General features: G+C 70.3%; 20 protein-coding genes. 11 read left to right on the forward strand and 9 right to left on the reverse strand.

Translation table 11 applies throughout. The annotated features are described in order from the left end of the window. Position 1 precedes the first annotated feature (1 nt). The 7 genes from IT371_26110 to queE are packed head-to-tail and all read right to left on the reverse strand — an operon-like array spanning position 2 to position 6,771. Positions 2-1,258, reverse strand: coding sequence for an MFS transporter (locus tag IT371_26110; protein ID MCC6751156.1), 1,257 nt, complete (start codon positions 1,256-1,258; stop codon positions 2-4). A 17-nt stretch (positions 1,259-1,275) separates the two neighbouring features. Next, positions 1,276-2,328: a hypothetical protein gene (locus tag IT371_26115; GenBank protein MCC6751157.1), complete on the reverse strand. Its 1,053-nt coding sequence runs from the start codon at positions 2,326-2,328 to the stop codon at positions 1,276-1,278. After that, the gene (locus IT371_26120) at positions 2,325-3,407 is read right to left on the reverse strand and encodes a hypothetical protein (GenBank protein MCC6751158.1); all 1,083 of its coding nucleotides are present in this window, start codon (positions 3,405-3,407) and stop codon (positions 2,325-2,327) included. Before IT371_26120 ends, IT371_26115 begins: the two co-directional genes overlap by 4 nt. Then, entirely contained in the window at positions 3,407-4,528 is a 1,122-nt protein-coding gene (locus tag IT371_26125; protein ID MCC6751159.1) for a hypothetical protein, read from the reverse strand. Before IT371_26125 ends, IT371_26120 begins: the two co-directional genes overlap by 1 nt. A 4-nt stretch (positions 4,529-4,532) precedes the next feature. After that, positions 4,533-5,657 carry a radical SAM protein gene (locus tag IT371_26130; GenBank protein ID MCC6751160.1) on the reverse strand — a complete coding sequence of 375 codons (1,125 nt, stop codon included), beginning with the start codon at positions 5,655-5,657 and terminating at the stop codon, positions 4,533-4,535. Between the two features lie 2 nt (positions 5,658-5,659). After that, on the reverse strand, positions 5,660-6,124 hold the full coding sequence (locus IT371_26135) for a 6-carboxytetrahydropterin synthase (GenBank protein ID MCC6751161.1): 465 nt from the start codon (positions 6,122-6,124) through the stop codon (positions 5,660-5,662). Next, entirely contained in the window at positions 6,121-6,771 is a 651-nt protein-coding gene (gene queE, locus IT371_26140; GenBank protein MCC6751162.1) for a 7-carboxy-7-deazaguanine synthase, read from the reverse strand. The genes IT371_26135 and queE overlap by 4 nt, the downstream gene beginning before the upstream one ends. A 342-nt stretch (positions 6,772-7,113) precedes the next feature. Here queE and IT371_26145 point away from each other — a divergent pair, with 342 nt between their 5' ends. From IT371_26145 to IT371_26170, 6 genes are read left to right on the forward strand one after another with little or no spacing between them, the layout of a single operon-like run. Further along, a complete protein-coding gene (locus IT371_26145) occupies positions 7,114-7,758 on the forward strand; it encodes a GTP cyclohydrolase I (GenBank protein ID MCC6751163.1) in 645 nt (214 codons plus the stop codon). Further along, positions 7,755-8,426, forward strand: coding sequence for a 7-cyano-7-deazaguanine synthase QueC (queC, locus tag IT371_26150; protein MCC6751164.1), 672 nt, complete (start codon positions 7,755-7,757; stop codon positions 8,424-8,426). The genes IT371_26145 and queC overlap by 4 nt, the downstream gene beginning before the upstream one ends. A 3-nt stretch (positions 8,427-8,429) precedes the next feature. Continuing rightward, positions 8,430-9,095: a hypothetical protein gene (locus tag IT371_26155; GenBank protein ID MCC6751165.1), complete on the forward strand. Its 666-nt coding sequence runs from the start codon at positions 8,430-8,432 to the stop codon at positions 9,093-9,095. Beyond that, the gene (locus IT371_26160) at positions 9,092-10,240 is read left to right on the forward strand and encodes a DegT/DnrJ/EryC1/StrS family aminotransferase (protein MCC6751166.1); all 1,149 of its coding nucleotides are present in this window, start codon (positions 9,092-9,094) and stop codon (positions 10,238-10,240) included. The genes IT371_26155 and IT371_26160 overlap by 4 nt, the downstream gene beginning before the upstream one ends. Beyond that, entirely contained in the window at positions 10,237-11,205 is a 969-nt protein-coding gene (locus tag IT371_26165; protein ID MCC6751167.1) for an NAD-dependent epimerase/dehydratase family protein, read from the forward strand. Before IT371_26160 ends, IT371_26165 begins: the two co-directional genes overlap by 4 nt. 43 nt (positions 11,206-11,248) lie before the next feature. Beyond that, positions 11,249-12,259 (forward strand): GDSL family lipase, encoded by a 1,011-nt coding sequence (locus tag IT371_26170; GenBank protein ID MCC6751168.1) that lies wholly within the window; start codon positions 11,249-11,251, stop codon positions 12,257-12,259. A gap of 42 nt (positions 12,260-12,301) precedes the next feature. On the opposite strand, the gene IT371_26175 is transcribed toward IT371_26170, so the two are convergent. Next, complete coding sequence (locus IT371_26175) at positions 12,302-12,880, reverse strand: hypothetical protein (protein ID MCC6751169.1); 579 nt, start codon at positions 12,878-12,880, stop codon at positions 12,302-12,304. A 455-nt stretch (positions 12,881-13,335) separates the two neighbouring features. Between IT371_26175 and IT371_26180 the strand changes: the two genes are divergently transcribed. The 4 genes from IT371_26180 (at position 13,336) to fusA (ending at position 17,510) form a co-directional block, all read left to right on the forward strand. After that, positions 13,336-13,590 (forward strand): hypothetical protein, encoded by a 255-nt coding sequence (locus IT371_26180; protein ID MCC6751170.1) that lies wholly within the window; start codon positions 13,336-13,338, stop codon positions 13,588-13,590. A 33-nt stretch (positions 13,591-13,623) separates the two neighbouring features. Next, positions 13,624-13,827 carry a hypothetical protein gene (locus IT371_26185; GenBank protein MCC6751171.1) on the forward strand — a complete coding sequence of 68 codons (204 nt, stop codon included), beginning with the start codon at positions 13,624-13,626 and terminating at the stop codon, positions 13,825-13,827. Between the two features lie 157 nt (positions 13,828-13,984). Further along, a complete protein-coding gene (locus IT371_26190; protein ID MCC6751172.1) occupies positions 13,985-15,292 on the forward strand; it encodes a cobalamin-dependent protein in 1,308 nt (435 codons plus the stop codon). Between the two features lie 112 nt (positions 15,293-15,404). Then, on the forward strand, positions 15,405-17,510 hold the full coding sequence (fusA, locus tag IT371_26195; GenBank protein MCC6751173.1) for an elongation factor G: 2,106 nt from the start codon (positions 15,405-15,407) through the stop codon (positions 17,508-17,510). Positions 17,511-17,546: 36 nt separating this feature from the next. Here the strand turns inward: fusA and IT371_26200 are convergent, their stop codons facing one another. Continuing rightward, the gene (locus IT371_26200) at positions 17,547-19,667 is read right to left on the reverse strand and encodes a hypothetical protein (GenBank protein ID MCC6751174.1); all 2,121 of its coding nucleotides are present in this window, start codon (positions 19,665-19,667) and stop codon (positions 17,547-17,549) included. A 496-nt stretch (positions 19,668-20,163) separates the two neighbouring features. On the opposite strand from IT371_26200, the gene IT371_26205 reads away from it, so the two are divergent. After that, positions 20,164-20,392: hypothetical protein (locus tag IT371_26205; protein ID MCC6751175.1), on the forward strand; the 229-nt coding region annotated here is incomplete at its 3' end.

The raw sequence follows: 20,392 nt of genomic DNA on the forward strand, positions 1-20,392 counted from the left end.
CTCAGCGCACCGCCGGTGCCCGTCCGGCCGCGAGCACCGGGGCCCGCAGGAGCCAGAGGAAGGGAAAGACGTTCGCCACGGCCAGAATGGTGATCGCCTGTCGCACGCCGAGCGCCTCGCCGAGGAGCCCCGCCGCGACTCCGCCGAGCGGCGCGGTCCCGACGAGGATGAGGCGCATCGTGGCCGCCACGCGCCCCTGCATCTCGGGCGGGGTCACACTCTGGCGCAGCGTGGACGACGCGATGATCCCCACCACCACGGCCAGGCTCCCGAGCGCCTCGCTCGACATCATGAGCGGCAGGGCGAACCCCGGCCGGGCGAAGACGACGAGGAGGCCCGCGATCCCGGTGCCGAGCGCGCTCGCGACCACCGCCCCGCCGAGGCCCAGCCGCTCGCGCGTGGGCCGGATCAGCATGGCGGCGAAGAGCGTCCCCACGCCGATCGAGCCGAAGACCAGCCCCACTCCCATCGGGGTGAGCTGCAGGTCCCGCGTCATGTAGAGCATGTAGAGCGCCATGATGCCGCCGTAGAGGAAGTTGGAGATCCCCGTGTAGACGGCGAGCGGAAAGAGGCACTCGTGCCGGCGCACGAAGGAGAGCCCCTCGAGGATGTCCTGCTTGAGCGGCCGCTTCTGCGCCCCCGCGTCGCGGGTGGGTTCGCGGTGCTTCATCGTGCCGATGAAGATGCCCGAGAGCAGAAAGGAGATGGCGTCGATGAGGACCGCCGCCGGGGCCGAGACGAGCTGCACCACTAGGCCCGCCAGGCCGGGGCCCCCCATCTGCGTGACCGAGCGGGCCAGCTCGAGTTTGGAGTTCCCCTCGAGGAGCTGGGACTTGTCGAGGAGGCTCGGCAGGTAGGCCTGGTACGAGACGTCGAAGAGGACGCTGCAGGTGCCGACGATGAACCCCACCACCCCGAGGAGGGTGATGCTCGCGTGACCGGTCCAGAGCGAGATGGGCACCGCGAGCAGCACCACGGCGCGGATCAGGTCGCCCGTGATGAGCAGCGGCCGCCGTCGCTGGCGATCGACCCAGGCTCCCGCGGGGAGCGAGAAGAGGAGGTTCGGGGCGGTGGCGATGGCCGCGAGCAGCCCCATGGCGAGCGGCGAAGCGCCGAGCACCGTCACGGCGATGAGCGGGAGCGCGACGCGCGAGAACTCGCTGCCGAGGAGCGAGGTGATCTGCGCGCTCCACAGGCAGAGGAAGTCGCGATGTCTCCAGAGCGTGGGGGCTGTCTCCGTCGAGCGTTCGTGCTGCATGGCTCGACCGTTCCTTTCTATAGGCCGGTGCCGATGGCCCGGAGGCGGGGCCCCGGGCGTGAGAGCGCGAGCGAGCGCTCGATGATGCGGTCCGCGGCGAAGCGATAGGGCTCGGCCGCCGCCCGCTGGCCACACAGCGCTCCAGCGCACGCGGCGAGGAGCTTCTCCTCGAGCTCGAGCTCGTCGTTCCAGAGCGCCGCGCGCGGCAGGAGCTCCGGGTAGCTGAGCCGGTTCGGCGCGAGAACGTGGCAGTCCGCCGCCGCGGCCTCGAGCACCGAGTAGCCGAAGGTCTCCTGCACGGCGAAAGAGAGCGCGACGGAGGCCCGCCGGAGCAGAGCGTGGTACTCGGCGCGACTCCGCGTCACCTGCCGCGTGGCGGCCCAGCTCCAGCCCGGGAGCTTCGGGGCCACGCGCTCGCGAAAGCGCTCGTAGGCCGCGAAGCCCTTGGCCTCCTCGAGCCCCATTGGAAAGACGATGAGCGGCTCCTTGTCGAGCGGGGTCGCGCCGTCCCAGATCTCGTGGGCCTCGAGCGGGAGCCCCTCGACGACCACCCGCGGGCCCAGGTGCGGGAAGGCCGCGACCACCTCGCGCCGGTGGTACTCGGTGGCGACGAAGATCGCGTCCAGCGTCTCGAGCCAGGCCCGCTCGGCGTGACGCGCCCAGGTCTCGATGCCGAAGCGGCGCGTGTAGTCCCCCGGTAGGTACGAGCCGGCGTGGAGGATCCCCGCCAGGTGGTAGCGTCGCCCCGCGATGCGCCGGATGTAGTCCAGCATCTCGAGCCCCGGGAACCAGACGTCCGCGAGGAGGATCACGTCCCCGTCGGCCACCGCGCCGCGCTCGATCTGCCGGATCAGCTCCGCGAGCTGGGTGGCCTTGTAGTGACAGGTCCCGATGCCGTCCAGCACCTGCCCGGTGCGGATCGTCGCCGCGAGCTGCTCGCCCTCGACGACGGAGTAGCCGGCCGCTCCGCCGCGCGTCACGCGCTCGAGCGCGGCGGGCCACCAGCGAGCCCACTGCTCGGTGTAGCGGTCGGGGTAGGTCTCGAGCGGCAGGTAATGGATGGTGGTCATCGCTGCTCCATCGAGTCGAGGAGCGCCAGAGCCGCTTCCGCGGCGCCGTGGGGCTGCATCCCGGGTCGGGGCCCGTTGTACCAGGGCGCGCGGTAGAGGTCGGCGATCTGGGCCGAGAGGGCCTCTGGGTCGGCGGCGGCCAGCCGGAGCGCGGTGCCCTGCCGCTCCGCCCGCAGGATGCGTTCGTCCTGGCGATCGTGGTGCCGGAAGGTCGGCACGCAGAGCGTCGGCACGCCGAGCGCCGCGAGCTCGTGCGCCGAGTTGTACCCCCCGCGCGAGAGCACGAGCTGCGCGCAGGCGCAGAGCTCGAGGAAGTCGGGGAGCATGGAGTAGAGCCGCAGGTCCGGCACGCGGGCGAGCGCGTCCAGCCGGCCGCGGTAGAGCGGACCGACGACGGCCACCACCTGGGCCGATACGCCCTGGTCTGCGGCCCGGACGAGGGCCCGGCCCACGAGCGGCAGAAACTCGTCCCGCTCGAGCACGCCGCCGCCGCCGTTGGCGATCACCACCGTGAAGCGGTTCGGCGCCAGCTCGTAGCGCGCGCGCACCGCGGACTCGTCGAGCGCCTGGGGGAGCGACCGCACGATGGGTCCTACGCGCCGCACCACCGGGCCGAGCGTCACCTCGGGCGCCTCGGCGCCGAAGTCCTCGGCCAGCACCACGGTCCTGAGCCCCGACCATGCCGACGCGAGCGCTCCCGCCGTCGGACGGTGCCGCATCACGAGCGCCTGCGAGACGCCGCGCGCAGCGAGCTCGGCCTGCACGTCGGCGTAGATCAGCGTGTCGTGCACGAACAGCGACGGGGCGAGCTCCTCCACCACGCGTAGGAGCAGCGTGCGAAAGAGCGAGTCTCCCGTGTCGGCGCCCCCTTCCCAGCGCGCCGGGTCGGCCACGTGGTAGCGCGCCGGCAGCGTGCAGAAAGGGAGCCCGCTCGCCTCGGCCAGCGTCGTGTCGCGCGACTCGGTGAGCAGCACCGGGAAGGCCCTGCCCGTGCGGCGCAGCTCGAGGGCGATCGCCGTGCTGCGGGCCAGGTGCCCGAGCCCGTCCCCCCCGACCGAGTGAAAGAGCACCGTGCGCATCACCTATCTCCTTGCGCCGCGAAGAGCGGCTCGAGGGCGCCGCGCAGCCGTCCGGCCGTCGCGCGCGCCTCCTCGGCCACCTCGGCCCGCACCTTCTCGTCGGGGCGCCGACCGAGCGCCGCGAGCAGCGCCTCCGCCAGCGCCTCCGCCCGCGCCTCGCCCACGGCGAAAGCGGGATAGCGCCGCGCGAACTCCCGCGCCCGCTCGAGCTGGTCGTCGGCCTCGTCGCACGGCACGCAGACGGCCGGGACCCCCGCCGCCGCGACCTCGTGCATCGTGTTGTAGCCGGCGAGGCAGAGCACCGCGGCCGCGCGCTCGATGAAGCAGGGCAGATCCGCCTCGAACCGCGCCACGTGCCTGAGCGCTCCGCCCACCGCCGGGAGCGCTCCTTGAAAGTGCGGTCCCACGATCGCGCAGACGCGGGCCGCCGGCTCGGCGCGCTCGATCGCCGGGAGCGCCGCGAGGAGCGCCTCGAGCACCTGTCGCGTGAAGCCCCAGCCTCCGCCCCCGAGGAGCACGAGCACCATCCGCTCCTCCTCGGCGAAGAGCCGCGCCACCTTCTCGGCCTGCGCCCGACTGACCGCGCGTCGCACGATGGGGCCCACGTAGGCCACCGGCTTGCCCGCCCGGTCGAGGAGCGCTTCGTCCTCGGCGGGGAGCTCCCCTCGGTGGTGCGGCGCGACGAGCAGGTCCACCTGGGCCAGCCGCTCGTCCCGGGCCGCGAGCTGCTCTCGCACGAGCCCGCCGATGCGCGCCACGAGCGCCACGCGCGCTCCGACGGCGCGGGCCGGCCCCACCACCGGCGGATAGATCACCGTGTCGCCGACCAGGAGCTGGGGACGAAAGACCTCGGCTGCGCCGCGCGCCACCGCCTCGGTGTAGGCCTCGCACTCGGCGAGCTCGAACTGCTTGCGCCAGCGCTCGGTGCGGAAGTCCGCGAAGGCCGGGATCTGGATCCAGGGGAGCGGCGTGGCGTCGATCAGCTCGCGCCCCCCCTCGATCAGGAAGAGCACCTCGGGGGGGCTCTCGGCCGCGAGCAACGCCTCGGCCACCCCCAGGGTCCGGTTCAGGTGCCCGAGCCCGACGTGGTTCAAGGCGTGAAAGAGAGCCCGACGGCGCATGACCCTACTTCGCCGCGCCGGCCGCTCTCTTCGGCGCGTCGAGTTCGCCCTCCGCGCTCCCCGCGTAGAGCGCGCGGTTGGCCTTCATGGCCTCGGTGTCGGGCCGCTCGACGAACAGGATGTCGAACGCATCCATCGAGCAGATCGAGCAGGCCTTGATCGACATACGGTCGGTGAGGATGCGGCGCCTCAGGGCCTGCGTACGCTCGCCGTTCCAGATCTCGCGCAGCGGCTGCTCGGTCAGCTTGCCGAGCACGAGCTCCGACTTGATGTCGTAGCAGCAGGGCACGATCTCGCCCCCCGCGTTCAGCACCAGCATGTTCCAGAGGAAGTAGCAGTGATTCTGGCGCTCGCGCCGCAGCGTGAGCTGCTCGCGCTGCTGCGACCGCTCGTAGCGACGAAGCGCCAGCTCGTCGGGGGCGTCCACGTGCTCGGGCAGCTGGTCCAGCATGCCGAGGTCCACCGTCTTCGCGGAGAAGAGCGCCCCGTGCTCCTCGGCGATGGCCTTCACCGCCTCGAGCTCGTGCTGGTTGTGCTTCATCACGATGAACTGGATGTCCACGATCGGGTGCGACGAGCCACGGCGCTTCTTCGCCTCTTGCAGGAGCTTCAGCCCGCGCAGCACCTTCTGGAACTTCACGTTCACGCGGTACTGGTTGAAGACCTCCTCCGTCGCGCCGTCGAGGGCCACCACCAGGTAGTGCAGCCCCGAGTCGATGAGCCGCTCGACGTTCTCTTCCTTGTAGAAGACGTAGCCGTTCGTGCTGACCGTGACCTTGACCTTCCGCTCCTGGGCGTAGCGGATGAAGTCGAAGGCCCCCGGGTGCAGGAAGGGCTCGCCGAAGTTCCACAGGTTCATCGTCTCGGCGTAGGGGTACGCCTGGTCGAGAAACGACCGATAGAGCCCCTCGTCGAGGAAAGCCTTGGCCCGGTTCAGCTCGCCCGCGCCCGTCGGACAGAGAGGGCACTTGGCGTTGCAGGTGTTCGTGGGCTCGATCATCAGGTGCACGGGCATGAACGGCACGTCCGAGACGCGCTCGTTGAAGCAGCGCGTCAGGTTGGCTCGGTTCTCCGCACGCAGAGCTGCGATACGCTCGTCGGACAGCAAGGGAGTCGGCGCCTCGAACATGGTTACTCCTCCGTGCGCTGCGGGCCGTGCGAGAAGCACGCCCCGGGGTAGTCGGCCACACAATTGGGGGTCTCGTAGATCCGGACGTTCTCCACCTTCACTCGGCCCTCGGGGTTCCACTCGCCGACGAGCCGCGTCGCCACGTCGAAGAAGATGCGCGCGAGGTTCTCCGCCGAGGGAGGCACCGCCAGGACGCGGTGCTTCATCCCCTCGCTCTCGAGCCAGCTCGCGAGCGGGTCCCCCTCTTCCACCAGCATGCCGTGGTCCCACTCGGCGTCGAGCCAGGACCCGAGGAGTTGCTTGAGCACGCCGAAGTCCACCACGCGCCCCACCTGATCCACCGAGGTGGCCGACAGGCTGACCTCGAACACATAGCGGTGGCCGTGAACGTTTCGACACTTCGATTCGTGGCGCAGCAGGCGATGGCCGGCGTCGATCTCGAAGCGCCTCGTGATGGCGACTCTCATGGCAACCCCAGGAGTTTGTGTAGCTGCAGGCTCACGCGCCATTCCGGATGCTGGAGGCAATACTCGACCGTCATCTCCAGGTGGCGCTGGTGGTTCGCGTCGTGGAGCGGTTGCAGGTAGCGCACCCGCGCCGGGAAACTGGCGAAGCGCTCGGGGCCGAGGCCCTCGTGCGGGTAGACGAGCTTCAGCTCGTCGCAGCGCTCGAGCGCGAGGGTCGTCCCCCCCTTGGGGCTCATGCAGACCCAGTCCACGCCCCCTTCGATCATGGGGCGCGTACCGTTGGTCTCGATCGCCACTTCGTAGCCCCGGCTGCGCAGCGCGGCGACGAGCGGCGCGTCGAGCTGGAGGAGGGGCTCGCCGCCGGTGCAGACCACCAGGTGCCCGCGCGCGGTGCCTGCGGGCACGAAGCGTCCCACGTGCTCGGCCAGCGGCTCGGCTCCGTCGAAGCGACCGCCGCCGCTGCCCTCGGTGCCGACGAAGGTCGTATCGCACCAGGCTGCGCACGAGCCGTGGCCCTTGGCGCGATCCTCTTCGCGACCGCTCCATAGATTGCAGCCGGCGAAGCGAACGAACACGGCCGACCGACCGGCGTAGGTTCCTTCGCCTTGCAGCGAGTGAAAGACCTCGTGGACCGCGTAGCGACTCATGGTGATGCAATAGGCTCCGGTGGCGGGCTGTGCAAGGCGCGCGCCAGACGGATCCGCGGATCCGCGCCGCCGAAGTCGTGTGCTTTCGCCCCTGGCGCGGCGCGAGGCGATGCTTCCGAGCTTCGCGTGGAGACTACTCGACCCACCTGTCCGGCAACACCTGACGCCGCCCTTCATGTGCGGCCGTTGTCCGACATTTCCTCGCGCGCATGAAATTTCCCGGCGATGCGGAGGATCCGACGCACCGTGGCGTCGGAGAACGTGCCTCCGTTTCGCGGCATGGAATCTGCACTCCCGACCCGGGCGTTGGAAGATTCACCCTAGCCGCTCGGAGCCGTACCCATGCACCTTCGGTCTGTTGACCTGGCCTTCGACCCCGAGATCTACGAGAGCGACGTTGCGCCCCGCCCGAAGGAGCCGCCGCGCCGCGTGGACTTCCCGCGCCTCGTGCGCCTCGGTCGCGAGCTGCTCGTGGCCCTCGGCGAGGATCCCGAACGGGACGGCCTCAAGGACACGCCGCAGCGCTACGCGCGCTGGTGGCGCGAATTCATCGAGCACCAGCCGGGGCGCATGGACACGAGCTTCGCCAGCGCCTCGTCGGGGCAGCTCGTGGCCGTGAGCGGCATGCGGGTCTGGTCGCTCTGCGAGCACCACCTGCTCCCCTTCTGGTGCGACGTCTCCGTCGGGTACATCACGGGCGAGCGCGTGCTCGGGCTGTCGAAGTTCGCGCGCATCGCTCACAAATACGCCCACAGGTTGCAGATCCAGGAGCGGCTGGTAGCGCAGATCGCCGAGGAGATCGGCACGGCCACCGGCTCGCCCGACGTGGCGGTGATGGCGCGCGGCGAGCACCTGTGCATGTCGATGCGCGGGGTCGAGACGCCGGCCATCATGAGCAGCTCGGAGTTCCGCGGCCGCTTCAAGGAGCACACCACGCGCGAGGAGTTCCTCTCCACCCTGCGGCTCGCGGGGGACGGCCGCCGATGATCCCGGCGGTCGTGCTGCTGAGCGGAGGTCTCGACAGCACGACGCTGCTCCACTACGTGGCGCGGCGGCTCGAACGTCAGGTCACGCCGCTCGCCTTCGACTACGGACAGCGCCACCGGCGCGAGCTCTCCTGCGCCGAGGCGCAGAGCGCGGCGCTGGGCCTCCCCTTGCGGCGGCTCGACATCTCGGCCCTCGTGCAGCTCTTCGCGAGCTCCGCCCTCGTGGACCCTCAGGCCGCCGTCCCCGACGGGCTCTCGGTCCTCGGGGACCCGCAGCCGAAGACCTACGTGCCGAACCGCAACACGATCCTGCTCGCGCTGGCCGCCGCGCAGGCCGAGACCCTCGGTGCGGCGGAGCTCTACTACGGCGCGCAGCGGCACGACGTCTACGGCTACTGGGACACCACGGCCGAGTTCGTGGAGCGCCTGAACGCCGTCTTCGCGCTCAACCGCAAGCAGCCGGTGCAGGTCCTCGCTCCGCTCATCGACCGCAACAAGACGGAGATCCTCCGGCTGGCGCTCGAGCTCGGCGTGGACCTGGCGCAGACCTGGTCCTGCTATCAGGGCGACGCGGCCCCCTGCGGCCGCTGCCTGACCTGCGCGGAGCGACGCAAGGCCTTCGCCGACCTGGGCCTCGCCGATCCGCTCAGCGCGGGGGCGCAGGAGTAGTCCATGTGCGGCATCTTCGGCAGCCTGGGCTCGATCGACGCGCCAGAGCTCGACCGGCTCGCCGAGGCGAACCAGGCCCGCGGCGGTCGCGGCTTCGGGGCGCTCGTCTCGACCGGCGAGACCACCCTGGTCGTGCGCTCCCTCGAGCCTTTCGCGGCGGAGCGCCTTCCGCTGACGAACGCGCGGACCGTGCTCGTGCACCTCTGCGCACCGACCGACGGACGCGGTGACGACGCCGCCCGGCTCCACCCCTTCGAGACCGACCGCGTGGCGCTGGCCCACAACGGCATCCTGCTCAACCACCGGGCCTTCCCGACGTGGCGGCTCGGACCGGTGGACAGCCAGGTGATCCTCGGCGGAATCGACGAGCACCTGCGCGCCGGGCACGCCCTCCCCCACGCGATCGGCGAGACGGTGCGGCGCCTCGACGGCCAGCAGGCCTGCTGGGCCTTCGACAAGCGCGACGGCACGGCGTACCTCTGGCGCGTCATGTCCTCGCTCTTCGTCGAGACGCCGCCCGCGGGGCCGCGCTTCTCGAGCGCCCGGGCGGGCGACGACTTTCGCCTGGTCCCCGAGGGACGCGTCCTCGCGCTCCGCCCCGAAGGCCTCGACGAGGTCGCGCGCTTTCCCTTCTCGTCCCCTTTTTTCCTCGCGGAGGAGCGCGCATGACGGTTCCGCTCTTCGATCTGTCGCGTGAATACCGAGAGACGGCGGCCGACATCGACGCGCTCGTCCGGCCCTTTCTCGCCGAGGGGCGCTTCTTCGACCTCACGCACGTCAAGGAGCTCGAGGCGGCCATCGCGCCGCTCGCCCGGAGGCGGCACGCCGTCGGAGTGGCCTCGGGGACCGACGCGCTGGTGCTGGCCTTGATGGCCCTCGAGCTCGGTCCCGGCGACGAGGTGATCACCACCCCGCTCACCTTCTACGCCACGGCCGCCGCCATCGCGCGGGTCGGCGCGCGCCCGGTCTTCGCCGACATCGACCCCCGCACCTACACGCTCGACCCGGCGCGGGCCGCCGCGGCCATCACACCGCGCACCCGGGCCATCCTCCCCGTGGACCTCTACGGACAGGTGGCAAACCTGCCGGCCTTCGAGGCGCTCGCGAAGGAGCGCGGCCTCGCGCTCGTCGCCGACTGCGCGCAGAGCCTCGGCGCGGCGCTCGGGGACCGACCGGCGGGGGCCTTCGGACACCTCGCCTGCTTCAGCTTCCACGTGAGCAAGAACCTCGGCGCCTGGGGGGACGCGGGAATGCTCGTCACCGACGACGACGCGCTGGCGAGGACCTTGCGCGTGCTGCGCAATCACGGCTCGCCCGAGCGGAACGTGCACACCCATATCGCGCTCAAGAGCCACCTCGACCCGCTGCAGGCCGCGGTCCTGCGGGCCAAGCTGCCGCGCCTCGAGGCCTGGAGCGCCCGGCGGGCCGCGATCGCCGCGCGCTACGACGCGGAGCTCGGTGCGCTACCCGAGCTCGTGGTCCCCCACGTCGCGCCGGGAGCTCGGCACGTCTATCACAAGTACACCGTGCAGGCTGACGCGCGCGACGCCCTGATGAGCCACCTCTGGGAGGTCGGCGTGCAGGCCGAGGTCTACTACGCGCCGCCGCTCCACCTGCAGCCCTGCTTCACCTACCTCGGCCACCGCGCGGGAGACCTGCCCGTGGCCGAGGCCTTCGCGCAGCGGTCGCTCTGCCTGCCCGTCTTCCCGCAGCTCACCGACGACGAGCTGACGCGCGTGGTGGCGGCGATCCGTGATTTCTACGCTCGACGGGGCGGCGCCGCGCGCGGTCCCGTGAAGGAGGTATCGACGTGAGCAACATCCTCGTCTTCGGCGGCAGCGGCTTCATCGGCAGTCATCTGGTGCGGCGCCTGACCCAGGCCGGCCACCGCGTGGCGGTCTACGACAACTTCCACCCTGCGGCGGGAAGCTCGCCGCTCCTCGCCGAGGTGCAGGCCCAGCGTATCGAGGCCGTGCGAGCGATGGCCCCCATCGTGGAGGGCGACATCCGCGACGCCGAGCGGGTCCGCGCCGCCGTGGCCGAGACGCGCCCCGAGCTGGCGGTCTTTCTGCCGTCACTCCTCGCCTCGGAGTCGCGCAACAACCCCGACACCGCCGTGGACATCCACGTGACGGGGCTCATCCACTGCCTGCGAGCGCTCGCCGACCAACCCGTGCGGCGCTTCGTCTACACCTCGTCGAGCTTCGCCTACGGCGACTTCCTGACCGACCCGGTGAAGGAGGACCACCCGCGCGTGCCGATCGACGTCTACGGCCGGACCAAGCTCATCGGCGAGGAGCTGACGGTCATCGCCTGCCAGCAGGCCAAGCGCGAGCACGTGATCATGCGCCCCGCAGCGGTCTACGGGTACGGCGATTCGCGCGGGCGCCTGATCGACTTCATGATCCGGCGCGCGCTCGCGAACGAGCCGATCCTCCTCTGGGACCCCGAGGGCCGGGCCGACTACACCTTCGTCGACGACGCGGCCGACGGCTTCTTCCGGGCGCTCTTTGCCGACGGGGCGGCGAACCAGGCCTTCAACCTGACGCGCGGCCGGGCGCGCACGAACCTCGAGGCGGCGGAGATCGTCTGCCGCGCCCTCCCCGGGGCGGTGATCGAGCGCGTCGCCGACGACAAGGAGCGGCGCGTGCCGAAGCGCGGCAACATGGACGTCTCGCACGGCAAGCGCTGCATGGGCTACGATCCCACGGTGGACCTCGAAGAGGGGATCCCGCGGGTCATCGAGCAATACCGCCGACGCGCCCTCTTTTCGCTGTAGCCGACGACGGTCGGCCCCACGGAGTCCTCCAGGAGTCTCACGGATGTCCAGCATCGAGCTGCCCCTGACCAGCGAGGCGGGCCTCGCCCTCTTCCACGGCGCCATCTCCATCGAGGCCTCCTCTGACGGCGTGGTGGTCTGGCGGTTGCCGCACCCGGAGAAGGTGCTCTACCCCCCGGACGAGCTGCTCCTGCACGCGCGCATGCCGGCCGGCGCGCGGCTGGCCTGCATCACCGACGCGACCGCGGTGGAGATCGCCTTCTCCGCCGGCGAGGACCGAAGGCCCTTCGACGTCTGCTGCGACGGAGAGCTCGTGGGCAGCATGTCGACCGACGACCGCACCACGACCGCCATCGAGGAGCTCCCCCGCGGAAAGAAGCTCCTCGAGCTCTGGCTTCCGCACTACACCGACCTCCGCCTGCACCGCGTGGCGCTCGGCGGCGCGAGCTACGCGCACCCCTACGAGGACCTGCGCCCCCGCTGGGTGACCTACGGCAGCTCGATCACGCAGTGCGCGCAGGCCTTCAGCCCCACGCGCATCTGGCCCGCCCACGTGGCGCGCCACCTGAACGTGAACCTGACCTGCCTCGGCTACATCGGGCAGTGCCATCTGGACCCGCTCTTCGCGCGCGTGATGCGCGACCTGCCGGCCGACGCGCTCAGCCTGAAGGTCGGCATCAACATCCACTACGCCGCGAGCCTGAACCAGCGCAGCCTGGTGCCCGCCATCGTGGGCTTCGTGAAGACCCTGCGCGAGAAGCACGAGCGCACGCCGCTCGCCGTGATCTCCCCCATCTGGTGCGGCTTCGGCGAGGAGGAGAAGAACCGCGACGGCCTGAGCTTGCCCGACCTGCGCGCGCTCGTGGCCGACGCCGTCTCGCGGCTCGCCGCCGCGGGGGACGAGCAGATCTTCTACGTGGATGGCCTCACGCTCCTCGGCGCGGACCACGCCCACCTCGTCCCCGACAAGCTCCACCCGAGCGACGCGGGCTACCAGCACATGGGCCAGCGGTTTCTGGCGCACGTGGCGCCGCGCCTCTTCGCGCCGCTGTGACCGGCGCCCCCGGGGCGGCAGGCACTCCGTACCGGTCGAAGCTCAGCTTTCTGGAACTTCGTCGGTAGGCAGCTTCCCTCGCAGCTTCCACCCCGTTTGCAGGAGCCAGGTGCGTGGCTCGCCGACCGTGGGCTCTCCCGAGGGCGGCACCGGCGCGACGTCCTTCCGTCGGTTCTGGAGCACCTGGGCGACGGCGTGCCGGGTCTCGCTCGGCGTGCGCAAGATGCGCTGGTGGTAGCGGTCGGCGAAGACCCGCCCGTGGCGCCCGAGGGTGTCGTTGAGTCGCCGTGCGAGGCGAATCGCCAGGCCCCTGAGCCCCTTCATCAGGACGTCCCGGTCCTTGGCCTCGGCGATGAAGTGCAGGTGGTTCTCCTGGATCGAGTAGTGCGCGATATTGAGCCCGTGGCGGCCGAGCGCCGCCCGAAGGGCGTCCTCGATCACCTGGAGCTGCGGCTTCGCGCGCAGGTCGGGCAGGTCTGACACGACCTTCATCGTCACATGCACCGGAAAACGGCTCGCGAGCAGCGGCCGCATCCGATGCGGCAGGCCGCTGCCCGGCTTCTTCTTCCGCCCCGCACCCTTCCGCTTCCCGCCCCAGCCCGTCGCCTCCCGCCGTGGCAACGTGAGCTGCTTCGCAGAACCCGCCGTCGCACGCGTGCCCGAAGTCCGGTCATCTCCCGAGGAGGATTTGCGTTTACGTGCCGTCATGAATAAGGCCAATACTAGCACAATTGGGTCTGATGTCAAGCATGTCCGTGGTTGCACAAGTCCTTGCACGAACAAACATCCCCTCCCCGCCGCACCGATCTACCCCCGCCCTCCGCATGCGCCCACGACCGCCCGCTTTCTCGCCCACCCTTCCCTGGCCAGTGCCACCATCTCCCCCGGCACCCTTGACCGACGGTGCGCGATCACACCCGGCGCCCCGGCGGAACTTGCGGCGCGCGCCGGGCCGGCGTGCTAACGTGAGATCTGTCTTTGTCTCCCTCTCCCGCCGTCTGCCCCTGGCAGCCCCGTCCGAGATGACAAGGATGTAGGTGGCCGATGCCCTCACCGGGGCGGGAAGGCGGTTTGGCATGGAACGAGAAGACATCCTGCATCTGACGGACCTGGAGACCGGGTGGCGCCTCACGGAGAGCTCCGCAGGCTGGCTCGAGGACACGGTGGTTCGCGAAGAGGTGGGGCGCGACCTGGTGGCCCAGCTCACGCGCTGGCTCGTGCATCGCAAGGGAAACGTGTCGACGCTCAAGGCCCATACGCGCGAAGCGGACGAGGCGCTGCGGCGCGCGCGCAAGGAACGGCCCGACGACCGGACGGCCACCTGGTCGTAAGAGGTCCCCTACCTTCGGAAGTGGAGAGACGAGATGGCCAGCAACATCAGACCTTCGATTCAGAAACGTCAGCGTGAACAGGCGCAGCGCGAGCGCGCCCAGGCCAAGGCCGAGCGACGCAAGGAGCGCGCCGAGCAGCGCGGAACACGCCCCGACGACGAGCCGGAGGTCGGCGGAGACCCGGACCAGGCGGTCGTCGCGGCAAGCGCCGAGGCCGGACCCCGCCCCCAAGGGTAGAACACCGAACGGTATTGCCGAAAAGGCACGATCTCGCTTGGACCGGCCATTGGGGTGCGCTATATCACCCCGGCTGTGAAGACCGCTCGCGCCTGGCCTTGGTGGCCCCCCGCCGCGCCAGTTTCGGGTGCATGACTGGGCCAACCAGGAGCTGTGGATGCGTATTTGTTTCATCTATCCGTCGTACATCCGCCACGCCCAGGCTAATCCGGAGCTGAAGGACATCGTTTCCTCGGGGAGCTACCTCGGCTCCCCGACCATGAGCATCGCCATCCTGGCCGCGCTGACGCCCGAGCACCACGAGGTCTCGTTCTACGACGACCGCCTGGAGGCGCTCCCGTTCGACGAGCCGTTCGACCTGGTGGCGATGCCGGTCTTCACCCCCGCGGCGAAGCGCGCCATGGCCATCGCGGACCAGTTCCGCGCCCGTGGGGCGAAGGTGGTGGTGGGAGGGATCTTCTCGACCCTGATGCCGGACGAGATGGCGCCGCACGTGGACGCCATCTGCCTCGGTGAGGGTGAGCCTGTCTGGTCCGAGATCCTCTACGACGCCGAGCGTGGACAGCTCCGACCCCGCTACGAGGCGCGCGAGCCGTACGACCTCTCGCGCCTGCCGGTCCCCCGCTACGACCTCTACTTCGCCAAGGAAGGCCCCGGCGGCTACCGCAGCGCCGGCAAGCAGGGCGAGCTGACGGTGGACTACGCGCTGCAGCTCTCGCGCGGCTGTCCGCTGCGCTGCATGAGCTGCGCGATCCCCGAGTACATGGGACGCTCGATGCGCTTCGTCCAGCCCTCGTGGTTCGCGAAGAACTTTGACGCCATCTCCGAGGGCGGCAAGAAGCGCTACATCTCGCTCACCGAGGACACCTCGAGCTTCCCGACGGCCAAGGTCTACGGGCACTACATCGAGGCCATGTCGGCGGTCGTCGGTGCCGGCCCGTCGGTGGCCTATACCGGCGCGAGCCCCGTGCAGGTCACGAAGGCCGCCCCCGGGTACTTCGAGTTCCTGCGCAAGCTGAACGCCATCTCGATCTACATGGTCTTCGGCTTCGACCGGATGTCGATGAAGGCCTTCGAGGCCAAGCCCGACGCCGCGAGCTACCAGGCCTGCCTGGACGCGGTGAAGCGCGTCTTCGACGAGGGGCTCGGCGTGTACGCGTCGCTGCTCGTCGGGCACGACGCGGAGAACGAAGGCGTCTTCGACCAGGTGCTGGAGTTCGCCGAGAAGGCCAAGATCAACACCGCCGAGTTCGTGACGCTGACCCCGTACCCCGGCACCCCGCTCTGGCGGCAGCTCCTCGCCGAGGACCGCCTCATCACGCGCGACTGGAGCCTGTTCAACGACGCGAATCCGACCTACCGGCCCAAGAACTACACCGCCGAGCGCCTACGCGAGGGCTACATCTACCTCTGGAAACAGTTCTATCGCGAAGGCGGACGCGCGCGCCACGCCATCCAGGTCTGACCCCGTCCGAGCACAGACCCTCCCCAACGCATAAACTCGACGTCGCGCTTCTCCCCCGTGCACAATGAGCCTCCGGGCGGTGACGGGGGAAACCACTGACGACAAGGAACGCATGGCTGCCATCGATCAGCTTCGAAATATCGGCATCGCCGCACACATCGACGCCGGCAAGACGACCCTCACCGAACGCATCCTGTTCCTCACCGGCGTGACGCGCCGGCTGGGCGAGGTCCACGACGGCGAAGCCACGATGGACTTCATGAAGCAGGAACAGGAGCGGGGGATCACCATCACCTCGGCGGCCATCTCGTGCCGCTGGGAGGACTGGGCGGTGAACATCATCGACACCCCCGGCCACGTCGACTTCACGATCGAGGTGGAGCGGTCGCTGCGCGTGATCGACGGCATGGTGGCCGTCTTCAGCAGCGTGGACGGCGTCGAGCCCCAGTCCGAGACGGTCTGGAACCAGGCCGAGCGCTACCGCGTGCCGCGCCTGGCCTTCATCAACAAGATGGACCGCGAGGGCGCCGACTTCGCCGGCTGTCTGCGCGACATGAACGACCGGCTGGACGCCCACACCGTGGCGATGCAGGTGCCGATCGGGGCCGGCAGCACCTTCTACGGCGTCATCGACCTCATCTCGCTCGAGGCCGAGCTGGCCCACAACCCCGACGATCCCGACGTGCAGCATCGCGCGGCGGCTGCGGCGGCGCTCCTGGTCGACGAGGCAGAGAAGCGGCGCCACGACCTGATCGAACGACTGGCGGAGCTCGACGCGGAGGTGATGGACCTCTACGTGCACGGCAAGGAGCCCTCTCCCGAGCAGCTCTGGCGCGCGGCCCGCGAGGCGACGCTGGCCTCCCGCATCACCCCGGTCCTCTGCGGCGCGGCGTACAAGAACCTCGGCATCCGCTTCCTGCTGGACGCGGTGGGGCGGCTCCTCCCCTCGCCCGTGGACGTGGGCGCCGTCAGCGGCACCGACCCGGACAACGCGGAGGTCACGGTGCAGCGCAGGCCTCTGCCCGACGAGCCCCTCTCGGCGCTGGCCTTCAAGATCATGCACGACCCGTACGTGGGGCAGCAGACCTTCACGCGCATCTACTCGGGGACGCTGACGTCGGGGCAGCCGCTCTTCAACGCGACCCAGGGCAAGCGCGAGCGCGCGGGGCGCATCCTGCGCATTCGGGCCAAGGACCGCGAGGAGCTCGAGAAGGCGGGGCCCGGCGAGATCGTGGCGCTCATCGGCGTCAAGGGCGCGACGACGGGCGACACGCTCTGCGACCCGGACCACCCGCTCCTGCTGGAGAAGATCCACGTGCCGGTGCCGGTGATCAGCATGGCGGTCAAGGCGCCGAACACCAAGGGCGAGGAAGCGCTCGGCAAGGCGCTGCACCGCATCGCGCTCGAGGACCCCTCGTTCATCGTGCGCACCGACGAGGAGACGGCCGAGACGATCATCGCCGGGATGGGGGAGCTGCACCTCGAGATCATCGTGGACCGGCTGCGCACCGACTTCGGTGTGGAGGTCGTGACCTCGGCCCCCAAGGTGGCCTACCGCGAGACCATGACCCAGCCCGCGTCGATCAACCACCGGCTGGTCAAGCAGACCGGCGGCAAGGGGCAGTTCGCGCACGTGGTGCTGCGCGTCGAGCCGAACCCGCAGAAGGGCTTCGAGTTCGTCTCGGAGGTGGTCGGTGGGCGCGTTCCGCGCGAGTTCGTGCCGGCGATCGAGGAGGGTTGCGAGCTGGCCGTGGCCGACGGCGTGCTCGCCGGCTTTCCGGTGGTGGACGTGAAGGTCGTGCTCGAGGACGGCTCTTTTCACGCGGTGGACTCGTCGGAGATGGCGTTCAAGATCTGCGCCTCGCAGGCCTTCAAGGCGGCCTTCATGCAGGGCGGGCCGCAGCTCCTCGAACCGATGATGAAGCTCGAGATCGTCAGCCCCGAGGAGTACGTGGGCGACATTCACGGCGACGTCAACCGGCGCCGCGGCCGCGTCACGGGGATGGACCCCGCGCGTCCCGGCCTGCAGAAGATCCACGGCGAGGTGCCGCTCGCCGAGATGTTCGGCTACACCACCACGCTGCGCTCGCTCAGCTCGGGGCGCGCGAGCTCGAGCATGGAGTTTCTGGCCTACTCCCCGCTCCCCGCGGCCCTGGCACAGAAGGTCATCGCGGCGAATCCGAAGCGACGCGGCGGCCGTGCCGGCGACGACGGGTAGGTAGAACGTTCGACCGCTCGACGCCCCGGTCGGGCGTCACTCCCAGCGCGTGAAGAACTTCGTATCCAGCCCCGAGGGCTGGTCGCCGCGGCGGAAGCGCGCGAGGTAGCCGCCGGTGGCGAAGTCCAGGTACGACTCCAGCTCCTCGATGCGGAGCCTCCACAAAAGCCGAACGCGCAGCTCCTCCGGGGGCGCAGCGGCCATGCGCAGGTGCAGCCGCCGAAGCTCGCCGTAGAGGCGCGTGACGGTGACCAGCACCTGACTGCCGATCTCGTCGCGGATGCGCTCGGCCCGCCCGAAGAGCGACCCGTGCAGGTTGAAGACCACGTCGCTCAGGTCCCAGGTGAGCATCAGCCGCAGCTCGGAGTAGGTCCCACTGAGCGTCTCGCGCCGGAAGAAGGGGAGGACCGGATAGAGGGCGCTGGCGAGCACCGGGTAGTCGCGGAGGCGGCCAACGCTGTACGCCGCGTCGAGCCGTGGCACGAAGGGCTTGAGCCGCGCCCGCGCGCGGTAGGCGAGGAGCGGTCCCACGTCGGTGCCGGTGTAGCGGCGCGCGGCCAGCATCACCTCGCTCACCGTGGGTAGGGTCTTGCCGTCGAGGAGGTCCTGCACGCGCCGTTTTCGCTCGGCCGAGAGCTCCGCCGCGGTCTGCCCCACGGGGCGCCGCACCATGCGGTGCACCGCGTTCGACCAGGTGATCCAGAGGAGGTCCGGGTCGTGCGGGTCGGCGTCGAACCAGGTGATCGAGCCGCCCGTGAAGCCCGAGTAGATCACCTTCCAGGTCTCGCCACCGTCGACGGTCTCCCAGACGAACGCACCGCCGGTGTCCATGTTGTCGGCGTTGGTCACCGACGGAATGCCGGTGTTGGTGAGCGTCCAGAGGTGTCCCTTGTGGCGGCGACAGACCACGATGCGCGTGAGCTCGTTGCCGGTGAAGGCCAGCCCACCCAGGCGGCGCCACCCCTCGAGCCCCCCCGTCAAGAGGTCGGAGGTGGCGAAGAGCCCGTCGTGGGTCGCGATGTAACCGGACCTCTTGTCCGCCGGGTCGATGACCACGCTGCGCACGACGCGCGCCGGCGGATAGGTCGTGAAGTAGATCCAGTTCCAGGTGCGGCCGCTGTCGGCGGAGCGCAGAAGGCCCACGTCGGTCCCGGCGAAGAGGTAGCGCGGGTCGTGCGGATTGAAGTAGAGCCAGTTCACGCGGCCCCCCCCCACGCCCTGCCGCGTCGAGCGCTGGAAGCTCTCTCCCCCGTCGGAGGACTCGTAGACGCCGTCCCCGGTGGCCAGGAAGACGCGGCGTGGATCGCTCGGGTCTACCGCCAGGTGCAGCGCCCGGCGCGACCCCGGGGTGTCGCCGAGAAAGATGCGTACCCAGCTCAGACCGCCGTTGTAGCTCTTGTAGAGGCCGAAGAGGGTGCAGGCGAAGAGCACCTTCGGCTGACGCGGGTGCACCACCACGAAGCGCACCTCTGTGGGGCGGCTGCCGCGCTGGACGAGCACCTGCTTCAGATTGATCCCCGAGGTGGGCTTGCCGAGCTTTCGCACGAGGAGCTGCAAGCGAGGCGCCCCGCCGGGGAGCCCGGCCCCGAAGTTGACGTTGGCCGCCGCCGCCGAGCGGCCCACACCGCCCCCCCGGATCGGCTCGAGGCGCATGCTCATCAAGCCGTAGCGCGACCCGATGGCCGAGCCGCGGAGCAGCTCGCCGGGGCTGCCCGTGTCGGCGTGCAGCGGGTCCCAGGCCGGGGCGCTCCGTCGGTGCGAGCCGAAGTACATCCGCTGGCCGGAGTCGCCGAAGAAGGGACGCGCGTCCACGATCAGTCGCGACTCCTCCCAGGTCTTGCCGCCGTCGACCGTGCGCCAGACGTAGCCGTCGTACGAGGTGACGTAGGCCACGCCGGGCTGGTGCGGCGAGATGGAGACCGAGCGGAAGGAGCGGTCGCGAAGCGTGTAGGCCAGATCCTCGTACACCACGTCGGGGGTGAGGCTCCCCGTGGCAGTGGGAACCATCGCGGACGCGCCGGTCGCCTCAGGGGGCTCCGGAGGGCCCCCCGCGAGCTGCGCCGCGGCGTCGCGCGTGAGCAGCACCCCCAGCACTGTCACGAGCGTCCGCCGCCGCGCGGCCGACCGGTGGCGATAGCTCTTCGCTCGCGATGGCATCCGTCGTCGTGGCCGCAGCCCGCATCATACGAACCTCCGGATCCGCGGACAAGCGGGGGGAAGGCGGCGGGGGAGAATGCGGCGGGTGGCGGTGAACGCACGCGGCCGGTTTGGGGTGAGCGCGGGCGGCAGTGGGCGCACGCAAAGGGCGGGGGTGGATCGGTGCGACGGGGAGGGGGGTTCGCGTGTGGGGGCTGTTGTTCTGGTCTTGTGTTCGTGCAAGGACATCGCTTGACGGCAGACCAGCACTTTGCTAGTATTAGCCTTATTCATGCTGGCACGCAAACGCAAATCCTCCTCGGGTAGTGACCGGTCTGCGGGCACACGTGCCGCAGCGGGTTCTGCGAAGCAGCTTCCACTACGTATGCGGGAGGCGACGGGCTGGGGCGGGAAGCGCAAAGGGGCGGGTCGGAAGAAACGGCCTGGCAGCGGCCCGCCCCATCGGATGCGACCGCTCCTCGCGAGCCGTTTTCCGGTGCACGTGACGATGAAGGTCGTGTCAGACCTACCCAACCTGCGCGCCAAGCCGCAGCTCCGGGTGATCGAGGGCGCATTTCGGGCGGCGCTCGGCCGCCACGAGCTCAATCTCGCCCACTACTCGATCCAGAAGAACCACCTGCACCTCATCACCGAGGCCAAGGACCGGGACGTCCTGATGAAGGGGCTCAGGGGCCTGGCGATTCGCCTCGCCCGGCGACTCAACGACCGCCTCGGGCGGCACGGGC

This window comes from Deltaproteobacteria bacterium (assembly GCA_020848905.1).
GTDB lineage: Bacteria > Myxococcota_A > Polyangia.